The organism is Nocardia sp. NPDC058497, assembly GCF_042720195.1.
GTDB lineage: Bacteria > Actinomycetota > Actinomycetes > Mycobacteriales > Mycobacteriaceae > Nocardia.
In genome coordinates this window covers 1-11887 of the sequence record NZ_JBHXMY010000150.1, presented here as the reverse complement: position 1 = coordinate 11887, position 11887 = coordinate 1, and the positions used below count along the sequence as shown (strand labels likewise).

The following is an 11887-nucleotide window of genomic DNA, read 5'->3' as shown; positions in this document are numbered from 1 at the left end:
TCTGCCGAGTATGGAAATGCGGGTTTTGACCCGGCTCAAGAGGTTGGGGGCCGCACGCCGCTACCGCATCGACTGGGACGCACCGGTTCAGCGGGAGCTGGTGGCCGTCACCCGCTGATCCGGTCAGCCCCTCGGTCGTCATCCCGACCGGGGGGCACCACAGTCGCGGGCTCCGGGTGCGATCGCGCCGAAGTTGCGCGCCGACACCGATCGAGGCCGTCGGCACCACCAGCGGCGACGCAGCCCGGTCGCCCGCGGAGCGCTCGGTGTCGCCGCCGCGGTCGCCTGTCTCCTCGCTGGGGCAGAGATAGCGACATCCTATGGATCGGACAGTTCAGCGGCGGTCGGCGCGTAGCCGGAGGATGCGGGCGGTCTCCGCGTCGGCAGGCAGGAACGCCTCGAGATGGAGTTCGGCGATGGTGACATCGGTCGCGGTGGCGAACGAGGTGAGGGTGGTGATCAGGCGCAGATCGCCGTCGTCGGTGCGCAGGTGCAGCGGGACGGCGAAGCCGACGTGGTCGGGGCCGGGAGCGGTGGCGGGCAGGTAGCCGGACAGTTCCGCGATCAGTTCGTCGAGCGCGGGGTCGGGGGTGTGGGCGGCCCGGCCGCGCAGCGAGTCGATGATGTGCCTGCCCCATTCGGGCAGGTTGCGTACGCGTGGCGCGACGCCGTCGGGATGCAGGGCCAGGCGCAGGACGTTCATCGGCGCGCGCAGCAGGTCGTCGGCGACACCCTCGGTGAACAGGTCGAACGCGGCGTTGGCGGTGACCAGTTCGCCGCGCGGGCGCGCCACCAGCGCCGGATACGGCAGGTGCCCGTCGAGGACCGCGCTGAGCGCCTCGCGCACCGGCGCCAATTCCGGTGCGGCCAGGTCGCTTTCGGGGAACACCGGGGCGAAGCCCGCGGCCAGCAGCAGGTTGTTGCGGTCGCGCAAGGTCAGCTCGAGCGATTCGGCCAGGCGAACCACCATCGTGCGCCCCGGCTGGGACCTGCCTTGTTCGAGGAAGCTCAGGTAACGCTGGCTCGTCTCGGCGCGGATCGCCAGGTCGAGCTGACTGACCCGGCGCAGCGTGCGCCAATGCCGCAGTTGCGGGCCGAAAGTGGTGGTGGACAGCGCGGTCGTCATGGATCGAGTCAACCGTGCGCGGGCAGCACACGCCATTCCCCACGGGGAATGAGCCGACGGCCGCGTCGCCGTCATTCCCAGCAGGGAATCGCGGACCGTCGCGGGCCCCGGCACAGTTGTCGCCATGAGCATCAACGACCTAGCCACCGCCTACGTGGCTCTCTGGAACGAATCCGACCCGGCCGCGCGCCGCACCCTGATCGAGCAGCTCTTCGCCGTCGACGGCGCCCAGTTCCTGGTCGATCCGCCTCTCGAAATCCGCAAGGCCGCCACCGAACTCGCTTTCCCGGTCCCGGCGCTCGCCGTGCACGGTCACGACGCGCTCGACCGGCGCGCCACCCGCGCCTACGAGATGTTCCTCGCCAGTGGCGAATACGTCTTCGCCGCCGCCGGGCCCGCCGTCGAACTCCCCGCCAACACGGTCGGCGTCGCCTGGACGATGACCCGCCGCGACGACGGCACCGCGGCCGGCGGCGGCTTCGACCTGCTCGCCCTCGACGCCGACGGCCGCATCATGTCCGACCACCAATTCATCGAGGGCTCGCGATGAACGCGCCTACCGGGCCTGGCAATCCGGCCGATCGCGGTCGGTAGCCGGACCGGCAGCGTGACGATGAACCGAGTGATCAGCCGGTGCTCGACCGCGAATTCATGTTCGGCGAGGTGGTCGCTGCCTACGACTATCTGCGGTCGGGGGCGGCGTTCGGCACGGCGCTGGTTTCGGTGGGCTGATCGGCGGGGGTGTCATCGCGGTACACCCAGGCGAACACCGTGACGCACAGGACCAGCCAGAACAGGCCGAAGATCCAGCCCGCGAGGACATCGGTGAACCAGTGCACGCCCAGGTAGACCCGGGACAGGCCGACCGCGATCGGGAACACCACCGCGAACACGGTGGCGGCCACCCGGACCGTGGCGTGGCGCAGGCTGGGGATGACGGTGAGCGCGACGATGCCGACCACCACCGTGGTGCCCAGGGTGTGGCCCGACGGATAGGACAGGCTCGGCTCGACGACGAGGCGGCTCAGCTCGGGTGGCCGGTGCCTGCCGACGATCCGTTTGACCACCACGACCAGCACGCCCGCACCCACCGAGGTGACGGCGACCAGCACGGCGGTCGGCCAGTTGCGCCGCCAGGCGAACCAGACGACGGTGAGGGCCGCGAGGATCGTCATCGACAGGGTGTCACCCAGGTCGGTGACCACCCGGGCGATCGAGGTCAGTGGTTCGCCGCGATGGGCGATCGTCCAGTCGAGTACCCGCGGATCGATCCGGATGATGCCCGCGTCGTAGTTGACCTGCCAGGTGAGCGTCGTGACGAGGATCGCGGCGGTCGCGAGCAGCGTCGTCGCGAGCGGCAGCCGCCGGCCGAGCGCGGACCACGCGACATCGTCGGACGGGGGTCTTGCAGAGGCGGTCGGCATAACTACCAGATTGCCAGCCGCGGGCTCAGGCTTCGAAGACCACCGTGTTCCCGGCGACATCGCGGGTGCCCGCGACCTTCTTGATCGCCTTCACCAGGTCGGCGACGCTGTCCCACACGCGCGGGGGTTCGGCCTCGATGTTGCCGATCGTGTACCAGGTGTCGGTACCGCGGTAGCGGACGAGGCCCTTGCCCGAATCATCGAGCATGACATCGAGCTCGCCGGACACCGTCCCTTCCTCTTCGGTCATGACGGCGCTCTCGGCGGTGATCTCGATCGTCTCGCTTATGTGAACTCTCCTCGGCGGAGGCAGTCGTCGACTGCGGTGCGCAACGCGGTGTGCTCGGCGGTATCAACGGTCAGCGCGTACTTTATCTTGACCTTCACGTAATGCTCGACATAGGCGCACCGGAAATTGCCGGGCGGCAAGTAGTTCGCGGGGTCCTGATCGCCCTTGGAGCGGTTGGCCGAGGGGTCGGCGGCGACGAGATTCAGCGAATCGTTGGCTATGCGGCGGCGGGTGTCCTCGTCGCGGTCGGCGGCGCCGGAGCGCCACGCCTCGGCCAGCGCGACGATGTGCTCGGCGTCGACCTTGGCCGGATCGGTGATGAACTTGTACGGCCCGAGCTGGCCGGTCTTCTTGTCGACGAAACCGTAGTGGTCCTGCCAGCCCGCGCCCGCGGGAATCTTCAGGTCGCAGGTCTTCGGGTCGAGGGTGACGTCGCCGGTGGCGTCGCGCAGCATCATCACCTCGCGGGTGGTGCACTTGGCGTACTGCGCGAGGTCGCCGCCGAAGCCGTGCTCGGGCTTGCTGGTGTCCCAGTGCGGGAACTTCTCCCTGGTGTAGCCCGTCATCGGGCCTTCCTTGGCGACGACGAGTTTGCCGACCAGATCGCCGATCTCCTTGCCCGACACCGTCGCGGCGTTGGCCGGTCCGGGGCCGGGTGCGGTGGGGTTCACCTTGTCCAGCAGCGAATTCGCCACGGTCAGGACCACGCCGAGACAGATCGCCGCGGCGAGGGCGAGCAGGGCCCGGCCCAGAGGAGAGCCACTGATCGAGGACCACTTCATGCCCGTACCACCCACATGCCTTCGTCGAAAATGAACCGGCACAACCTAACGGCCGCACGCTGTGTCGTAACTGATTGTCGGCTATGACCTTCCGCACACGACAGTGCAAAGGAACTGCGGCTCAATAGCGTTCACCTATCGACGGAGGTGACCAGCGGAAACGTCACGTAAACCGGGAGTGACGCAGATCACGTCTGATCCCTCCCGCCGCGTATCAAAAGCGCTGGGAGAGAGCCAAACAGCGGCTCGGCGCGTTCCTGCGCTCGTCCTGCGGACTGGTGAATCCGGCGGCGCCGTGCCGGTGCGCCCGCCGGGTGACCAAGGCGAGCGAGCTCGGGCGGATCGATATCGCGCGACCTGCCTATACGAAACACGCTGTGCGACAGGGGGGTCGCACGGTCGCCGAGACGGCGGAAGAGCTGAGCCACCTGCGGGACGCGGCCGCCGTCCTCGCCGCGCACCCGGATTACGCGGCGCCGCAGGAGAAGATCGCGGCGATCACGGCACTGGTCGGCTCGGGCCGGTTTCCGCTGCTCGACTGAGGGATCAGTCGGGCAGCGAGCCCGTCTCCGGCGGAATGCCGGTGTCCAGGAAGCGGATCAGCCGGGCGATGCGGGCGGTGTGGTCGACGCAGCGCTGGAACTGACTGCCCAGCAGGGCCAGATCGATCGCCGCGCCCGCGTCCGTCCCGGTCGTGGTCAGCACTGTGCGCAGCTGTCTGCACAGCACGTCCATGGACTCCGCCGCGGTGCCGTCGTCCTCGACGAAGCGGCCGGTCGCGACCGAATCACCAACCCGCGCCACACATTCGGCGGCCAGGATGCCCATCGCCACCAGCTCGGCGATGACCGGCTCCGCCGCCACCGCGCGCGGATGGGCGCGATACACGTACTGGCCGGCGGTCTCGGTGCGCCTGCCGATGCGCGAGAGTTCGCCGGCGATCTGGATCGCGGTCACCACGTGACGGAGGTCGCGCGCGACCGGCGCCTGCAGGGCCAGCAGCGCCATGGTGCGGTTCTCGCAGGCGGCGAACATCTGCTGTAGCTGTTCGTCGAGGGCGAAGACCTCGTAGGTCGCGGTCAGGTCGGCGCCTGCCAGCGCCTCGGTGATCCGCTGCGTCGCATCATGAGCCAGGCGCGACATCAGGGTGAGATCGTTGGAGAGGGCAACGAGCTCGAGGGTGAACTGGGTCCGCACGGGCTGAATTGTTCCCCATCGAGGCGGTTCGGGGAATCCAACCGGCGATCTTCGCGGCCGCGTATCCCGGTGCACTCGCGCGTAGCTGGGACGATGGAGATCATGATTGCCGCGTTGAGGACCAGATGGGCCCTGTACATCCCGATATTCGCCGCCCTCGTGCTCGCCGCGACCTGGGGGCGGGACGTACCGGGAATCGTGGTGGTGTTGGTCGACATCGCGCTGGTCGGTGCTGTGCTGGCCGCGGTCTACCACGCGGAGGTGGTCGCGCACCGGGTCGGTGAACCGTTCGGCGCGCTGGTGCTTGCGGTGGCCGTCACCGTGATCGAGGTGGCGCTGATCGTGACGATGATGATCTCCGGCGGCGACAAGGCGGCGTCACTGGCCCGTGACACCGTCTTCGCCGCGGTGATGATCACCTGTAACGGCATCTTCGGCCTGGTGCTGCTGGTCGGCGCGCTGCGCAGGCGCGTCGCGGTGTTCAACCCCGAGGGCACCGGCGCCGCGCTGGCCACCGTCGCGACCCTGGCGACGCTGAGCCTGGTGCTGCCCACCTTCACCACCAGCAAGCCGGGCCCGGAGTTCTCGCCCGCGCAGCTGGCCTTCGCCGCGGTCGCCTCGCTGGCCCTGTACCTGCTGTTCGTGATGGTGCAGACGGTGCGGCACCCCGACGACTTCCTCCCGGTGGAGGAGGCGGGGGCCGTCGACGACACCGACACCGGCCACGACACCGCGCCGTCCAACCGGGCCGCCGTGATCAGCCTGGGTCTGCTGGTGCTGGCGCTGATCTGCGTGGTCGGGCTGGCGAAGGTGGTCTCGCCCGCGCTGGAGCGGGGCGTGGCCGCGGCCGGTCTGCCGCCCTCGGCGGTCGGCGTGGCGATCGCCATGCTCGTGCTGCTGCCCGAGACGCTGGCCGCGTACAACTCCGCGCGCCGCAGCCAGGTGCAGATCGGCCTGAACCTGGCGCTCGGCTCGGCCATGGCCAGTATCGGCCTCACCATTCCGGTGATCGCCCTGGCGACCATCTGGCTGAGCGGTCCGCTGGTGCTCGGTCTCGGCGCCACGCAGATGGTGTTGCTCGCGCTGACCGTCGTGGTGGGCACGCTGACCATCGTTCCCGGCCGCGCGACCCTGCTGCAGGGTGGCGTTCACCTGGCGTTGTTCTCGGCGTTTGTGTTCCTGGCCGCAAGCCCGTAGGCGCCGTGGGCTGGATCACAGCGAGTGTGATCTTGTCATCAAAACAGAAAAAAAGCGACGAGGGTCACCACGCCGAAATTTTGTTGTGACGCAGAGTACCGGTTAGCTTGCTGGAGTTGGCACCGACGCCGAAGCCAGAGAGTGCGGTATGAAAATCACCATTTCCCGCGCTTCGCGAGCGGGCCGGGGGCATCGCTGATGTCCACCGATCTGCATTCCGCGAAGCCGGATTCCGCCACCCAGATCGTCCGCAAGAATTTCACCGACACGGTCGTGTCGTCGTTGCGGACCTTCGGGCGCGCGGTCGACCTCGCGCAGGAGTCGGTCACCGGCACCGTCGCCGATGTCGCCCGCGGACACTTCCAGTGGCGCGAGACCCTCGTGCAGGCCTGGCGGCTGATCACGGTCACCGCGATCCCGGCGATCCTGATGGCGATCCCGTTCGGTGTGATCGTCTCGATCCAGGTCGGCAACCTGATCCACAGCCTCGGCGCCGACTCCATGCTCGGCGCGACCGGCGGTCTCGGCGTCATCAAGCAGGGCGCGCCCATCGCGACGGGCTTCCTGCTCGGTGGCGCGGGCGCCGCGGCGATCGCCGCCGACCTCGGCGCGCGCACCATCCGCGAGGAGATCGACGCGCTCAACACCATGGGCATCAGCCCGGTGCACCGCCTGGTCATCCCGCGCATGATGGCGATGCTGATCGTCGCGCCGATGCTCAATGTGCTGATCATCTTCGTCGGCGTGCTCGCCGGGTACGCGGTCGCCGTCGGCGGCCAGGGCGTGACCCCGGGCAGCTACTGGTCGACCTTCGGCTCCTTCGCCACCGCCGGTGACGTGTGGGTGTCGCTGCTCAAGGCGCTGATCTTCGGCTTCCTGGTCGTCGTCATCTCCTGCCAGCGCGGTCTCGAGGCCAAGGGCGGTCCGCGCGGTGTCGCCGACGCGGTGAACGCGGCGGTGGTGCTCTCGGTCGTCTCGATCGCGATCGTGAACCTGCTGGCGACCCAGATCAGCGCCATGTTCCTGCCGACGAAGTTGGCGTGATGGCTGCCTCCTCCTATATCCCCACCTCGCTGCACTGGCTGCGCAAGCCCGCCCGGCTCGGCAAGCGCATCGGTGCGGCGGGCGAATCGCTCGGCTTCGTCGCGGTGTTCGTGTGGCAGGTGCTGTCCTCGGTGCCGCTGACCCTGCGCCGCTACCGCGACGAGACGCTGCGCGCGGTCACCGACATGACCTGGGGCCGCGGCTCGATCATCGTCGGCGGCGGCACCGTCCCGATGATGATCGTGCTCGGCCTGGTGATGGGCGCCTCGGTCGGCGTCGAATCCTTCGCCTCGCTCGACATGCTCGGCATGGGCCCGGTCACCGGTGTCATCTCGGCCTACGCCACCACCCGTGAGCTGGCCCCGATCGCGGCCGCCATCGGCTTCGCCGCGCAGGCGGGCTGCCGGATCACCGCCGAGATCGGCTCGATGCGCATCTCCGAGGAGATCGACGCGATCGAGGCGCTCGGCCTGCGCTCGGTGCCGTTCGTGGTGACCACCCGCGTCATCGCGGGCGCCATCGCCATCGTGCCGACCTTCCTGATCGCGCTGATCCTGTCCTACGGCGCCTGCCGCGGGCTGCTCACGATGGTCTACGGGCAGTCGGCCGGCGTCTACGACCACTACTTCTTCCAGTTCATCTCCGGCTTCGACATGATCGCCGCCGTCATCAAGGTCGCGGTGTTCGGCACCGTGGTGATCCTGGTGCACAGCTACTTCGGGTTCTTCGCCACCGGCGGTCCCGAGGGCGTCGGCATCGCGTCCGGTCGCGCGGTGCGGGCCAGCTCGGTGGCCATCGTCGCCATCGACATGGTGCTGTCGATCATGCTGTGGGGCTTCAACTCGGCGATCAGTTTTACGGGGTGAGCTAGTGCCTAACTATGGAATGCCCGGCGTCGCGGCCGATCGGCGCACCTCGCGGCTGACCGGCGCGATCATCCTCGGCATCATCGCCGCGGTCGTGCTCGGTACGGTCGCCTACCGCAATCTGAAAACCGAAGAGGGCCTGCGGATCGCGCTGCACACCGAACACCTCGGTGACGGCATCAGCGCGGGCAGCCAGGTCCGCATCGACGGCGTCACCGTCGGCGAGGTCGTCGAGGTGACCCCCGGCGAGCGCGGCACCCAGCAGATCGCGCTGCTGCTCGACGCCGACCGGCTGCACGGCATCGACGACAGCCTCGCCGTCGACTACGCCCCGACCAACCTGTTCGGCATCGCCGAACTGGAACTGCGCCGCGGAACCGGCGGATCCCCGCTGCGCGCGGGCGCGGTGCTCGACCTGACCGGCGCCAACGCCGACCGGGTCTACGACGCGACGATGAGCGCGATCCTGCGCAGCCTGTCCCAGGTCGGCATGACGGTGACCAGCCCGCAGATGGCGACCGTGGTCTCCCAGCTGGCCGCCGACTTCAAAGCCTTCACCCCGCTGGTGCAGGCGCTGATCACGATCGCCAAGACCATCGCCGACAACCAGGACGTCGCGCCCTCGGAGCTGTTCGGCAGGCTCGGCCCCGCCTTCGACGGCGGCGGCCAGTTCGCCGGCGCCACCATGCAGGTGATCGACCGGCTCAGCGAGATCAAGGTGACCCAGGTCGACAAGGACCGCTACGACATCGGCGTCGGCGTGATCGGCGGCAGCATCCTGCCCGCCCTGACCACCACGCTGACCACCGCGGGCGGCCACTTCGCCGAGACCACCGACATGCTCGCGCCGATGCTGTACGCACTGGCCCAGATGTCGCCCAACCCGCGCCAGACCGGCGCCGACCTGGCTGCCCTGCTGACCAACCTGCGCGGCGCCATGCCCGATGGCCCCGACGGCCCGGTGCTCAACCTCGACGTCGAGCTCAGCGGTGTGCCCGCGATCGCGGTGCCGCTGTTCGGAAAGGCCGGTGCGTGATGAAGATCGGTGGTGTCGCACTGCGACTCGGCGTGTTCGCGCTGGTCATGCTCGCCGTGCTCGGACTCGTCTTCACCCTGATCAAGCGGCCCGTCTCCGGTGACACCGAGGCGCACGACGCGCTGTTCACCGACGCCAACGGCCTCAAGGTCGGCAACGACGTGCGGATGTTCGGCGTGCAGGTCGGCAAGATCGAGAAGATCAGCCTCGAAGGCGACAAGGCCAAGGTCCACCTCACGGTGAAGACCGATACGCCGATCTACGACAACAGCAAGCTGGCCATCCGCTACCAGAACCTCACCGGCCAGCGCTATATCGACCTGCAGCAGGCGCCCAACCCGGGCAAACGGATCGCCGCCGACGCCAGGATCGGCGCCAACATGACGGTCCCGTCGTTCGACGTGACCAGCCTGTTCAGCGGCCTGAAGCCGGTACTGGCGACGCTCTCGCCCGAGGCGATCAACCAGTTCACCGCCAGCATGCTCGCCGTCATCGAGGGCGACGGCAGCGGCCTCGGCCCCGCGCTGACCGCGATCGACCAGCTCGCGAGCTATGCCGAGGACCGTCAGCAGGTCATCAACACCCTGATCAGCAACCTGTCGACGCTGGGCGACCGGCACGGCGGCCGCGTCGGCTACCTGCTGCCGCTGCTGGCCAGGCTCACCGACATCTTCGAGGCGATGCAGCGCAATATCGGCGGCGTCGCGCAGTTCGCGATGACCGCGCCGTCGGTGCTGGCGCCGGTGGACCGGCTGCTGGCCTCGCTCGGCCTGGTCGAGGGCGGCAGCGCCGAGGTCGACGCGATGATCCGCGGCCTGTTCCCGAATCCCCAAGAGGCAGTGGACGTCTTCGGGCGGCTGCCCGGACTGCTGGCCACCGTCGACGCCTCGCTCTCCCGCGATTTCGCCGACTTCACACCGACCTGCAGCAACGGCCCCGCCGAGGTGCCCGCCCCACTGCAGGTGCTGATCGCCGGACAGAAGGTGACGGTATGCAACGCCTGAAGTTCTTCTCCGGTGACCGCCCGATCATGGACGAGCCGACCAAGCGCGCCCGCGAACTGCGGATGGGCATCATCGGCCTGAGCCTGGTCGTGCTGTTCATCATCGGCGCCGGCATCGTCTACGTGGTGCCGCTGGGCAAGCACACCTACACCGCCGAACTCAGCGAGGCGCAGTCGGTGCGCGAGGGCGACGACGTACGCCTGGCCGGCATCTCGGTCGGCAGCGTCACCTCGCTCGAGCTGAAGCCGGACAAGGTGCTGATGGAGTTCACCGTCGACTCCGACGTGTTCGTCGGCGACCAGACCTCCCTCGACATCCGCATGCTGACCGTGGTCGGCGGCCACTATGTCGCGCTCTACCCGGCGGGCTCGCGCCCGCTCGGTGACGAGGCCATCCCCGCGGACCGAATCCGGTTGCCCTACAGCCTGATCGAGACCTTCCAGGACGCGACCGCGCCGCTGGCCGCCGTCGACGGCGACACCGTGCGCAAGAACCTGGCCGCGGCGAATTCCGCGATCGCGTCCTCCCCGGAAGCCCTGCGCTCCACGCTCGACACCGTCGGCAAGTACGTCGACATGCTCGACCGGCAGCGCTCGCAGGTGTCGAAGTCCATCGCCATCCTCGACGAGTACATCTCCATGTACGACGGCGCCAAGTCCGATCTGGGCAGGCTGATGGACAACGTCAACATGCTCGAGGACGTGCTGCTGAGCAAGAAGGCCGAACTGGCCGAAGCGGTCCGGCTGCTGACCTCGGTGGTCAACCGGCTCGCCGGGCTCGCCCCCAGTTGGGAGTCCACCCTGAAGCCGCGGGCGCAGGCACTGGCCGACGCGCTGCCGCGGATGCGGGAGCTCGAAGGCCGGTTCGAACCGATCCTCGGCACCGTGGCCGACCTGCAGACCAAGCTGTCGCAGCTGGCGACGCCGGACGCGGGCGTCGTGGTCGACCAGTCCGGCGTGCAGGTGTGCGTGCCGCTGCCCGGGAAGGCGTGCTGATGCTGAAACGACTCCTCGGATCCCAGGCGTTCATGTCGATCGCCGGTGTCGCGGTGCTGGGCGTCATGGTGATCGCCGGCTACTTCGTGGCCTTCGACCCGCTGAAGAAGACCGAATCCTATTGCGCCCTCATGCCCGACGCGATCGGGCTCTACCCGGGCAACCACGTCACGATGCGCGGCATCGATGTCGGCGAGGTGACCGCGGTGCGCAACGAGGGCGCCGAGGTGCGCGTGGAGTTCGAGGTCGACGCCGACTACCCGGTCTACGCCGACGCCTCCGCGACCACCGTCGCGTATTCCGTTGCCGCCGACCGCAATCTGGCTGTGCTGACCAGCGGCAAGGACACCAGGCAGTTCACCGGCGGCTGCATCACCAAGACGCTCACGCCCAAGTCGATCACCGAGACACTGACCGCCCTGGCGAGCCTGTCCGAGCAGCTCTCCGGCGCCGAGGCCGGTCAGCCGAGCGCGCTGATCGACGGCCTCGCCTCGCTGGACCGCGCGACCGAGGGCACCGGCCCGACGGTCAACGAACTGGTGCACAAGCTGGGCTCGGCGATGAACAAGCCCGACGCCGATATCGGCCACCTGGCAGGCCTTTTCGACGCGTTCGCCTCGGTGTCGAACCGGGTCGCCGCCAACTGGGGCGACCTGCAGTCGATGCTGGTCCGGCTGGCCCCGCTGCTCAACCAGGCCTCCGACGACCTGCTCGGCCCGGCGACCTCGCTGTTCGACGGACTCGCCGAGCTGCTGCCGATGCTCAACGACTTCGCGACCATCCTGGGCGACCCGCTGATCGGCGCGCTCGACGGCGCGGTCCCGCTGGTGAAGTTGTTGCGCGCCAACGTCGGATCGCTGCGCGAGGTGGTGCTGAAGATGCCCGCGCTCACCTCGGCATTCCATAGCGCGGCAGGCGGCACCGCGA

At 68.8% G+C, this 11887-nt stretch carries 14 protein-coding genes; 9 read left to right on the top strand and 5 right to left on the bottom strand.

From position 1 onward, the window contains the following. Positions 1-334 precede the first annotated feature (334 nt). Entirely contained in the window at positions 335-1126 is a 792-nt protein-coding gene (locus ACFWPJ_RS13045) for a helix-turn-helix domain-containing protein (RefSeq protein ID WP_378850448.1), read from the bottom strand. Between the two features lie 124 nt (positions 1127-1250). Here ACFWPJ_RS13045 and ACFWPJ_RS13040 point away from each other — a divergent pair, with 124 nt between their 5' ends. Continuing rightward, on the top strand, positions 1251-1676 hold the full coding sequence (locus tag ACFWPJ_RS13040) for a hypothetical protein (RefSeq protein ID WP_378850445.1): 426 nt from the start codon (positions 1251-1253) through the stop codon (positions 1674-1676). 130 nt (positions 1677-1806) lie between these two features. Here ACFWPJ_RS13040 and ACFWPJ_RS13035 read toward each other — a convergent pair whose 3' ends face one another. Genes ACFWPJ_RS13035 through ACFWPJ_RS13025 form a run of 3 tightly spaced genes read right to left on the bottom strand, consistent with a single transcriptional unit; the run spans position 1807 to position 3621 of the window. Next, positions 1807-2550, bottom strand: coding sequence for a phosphatase PAP2 family protein (locus ACFWPJ_RS13035; protein WP_378850442.1), 744 nt, complete (start codon positions 2548-2550; stop codon positions 1807-1809). Between the two features lie 25 nt (positions 2551-2575). Beyond that, positions 2576-2800, bottom strand: a complete 225-nt coding sequence (locus ACFWPJ_RS13030; RefSeq protein WP_189034732.1) for a hypothetical protein — start codon at positions 2798-2800, stop codon at positions 2576-2578. A gap of 35 nt (positions 2801-2835) precedes the next feature. Continuing rightward, entirely contained in the window at positions 2836-3621 is a 786-nt protein-coding gene (locus ACFWPJ_RS13025) for an HNH endonuclease family protein (RefSeq protein ID WP_378850439.1), read from the bottom strand. A gap of 377 nt (positions 3622-3998) precedes the next feature. Here ACFWPJ_RS13025 and ACFWPJ_RS13020 point away from each other — a divergent pair, with 377 nt between their 5' ends. After that, entirely contained in the window at positions 3999-4163 is a 165-nt protein-coding gene (locus ACFWPJ_RS13020; RefSeq protein ID WP_378850436.1) for a hypothetical protein, read from the top strand. A gap of 4 nt (positions 4164-4167) precedes the next feature. Here the strand turns inward: ACFWPJ_RS13020 and ACFWPJ_RS13015 are convergent, their stop codons facing one another. Continuing rightward, positions 4168-4818 (bottom strand): phosphate uptake regulator PhoU, encoded by a 651-nt coding sequence (locus ACFWPJ_RS13015; RefSeq protein ID WP_378850433.1) that lies wholly within the window; start codon positions 4816-4818, stop codon positions 4168-4170. Positions 4819-4911: 93 nt separating this feature from the next. On the opposite strand from ACFWPJ_RS13015, the gene ACFWPJ_RS13010 reads away from it, so the two are divergent. The 7 genes from ACFWPJ_RS13010 to ACFWPJ_RS12980 form a co-directional block, all read left to right on the top strand. After that, positions 4912-6015, top strand: a complete 1104-nt coding sequence (locus tag ACFWPJ_RS13010; protein ID WP_378850430.1) for a calcium:proton antiporter — start codon at positions 4912-4914, stop codon at positions 6013-6015. 198 nt (positions 6016-6213) lie between these two features. After that, positions 6214-7059: an ABC transporter permease gene (locus ACFWPJ_RS13005; protein ID WP_189034738.1), complete on the top strand. Its 846-nt coding sequence runs from the start codon at positions 6214-6216 to the stop codon at positions 7057-7059. Then, positions 7059-7925 (top strand): MlaE family ABC transporter permease, encoded by an 867-nt coding sequence (locus ACFWPJ_RS13000; RefSeq protein WP_378850427.1) that lies wholly within the window; start codon positions 7059-7061, stop codon positions 7923-7925. Before ACFWPJ_RS13005 ends, ACFWPJ_RS13000 begins: the two co-directional genes overlap by 1 nt. Positions 7926-7929: 4 nt before the next feature. Beyond that, positions 7930-8961, top strand: a complete 1032-nt coding sequence (locus tag ACFWPJ_RS12995) for an MlaD family protein (protein ID WP_378850424.1) — start codon at positions 7930-7932, stop codon at positions 8959-8961. Beyond that, on the top strand, positions 8961-9965 hold the full coding sequence (locus ACFWPJ_RS12990; protein ID WP_378850451.1) for an MlaD family protein: 1005 nt from the start codon (positions 8961-8963) through the stop codon (positions 9963-9965). Before ACFWPJ_RS12995 ends, ACFWPJ_RS12990 begins: the two co-directional genes overlap by 1 nt. After that, positions 9953-10960 carry an MlaD family protein gene (locus ACFWPJ_RS12985; RefSeq protein ID WP_378850422.1) on the top strand — a complete coding sequence of 336 codons (1008 nt, stop codon included), beginning with the start codon at positions 9953-9955 and terminating at the stop codon, positions 10958-10960. Before ACFWPJ_RS12990 ends, ACFWPJ_RS12985 begins: the two co-directional genes overlap by 13 nt. Further along, a partial coding sequence (locus tag ACFWPJ_RS12980; protein ID WP_378850419.1) for an MlaD family protein occupies positions 10960-11887 on the top strand: 928 nt, incomplete at its 3' end. The genes ACFWPJ_RS12985 and ACFWPJ_RS12980, both read left to right, overlap by 1 nt.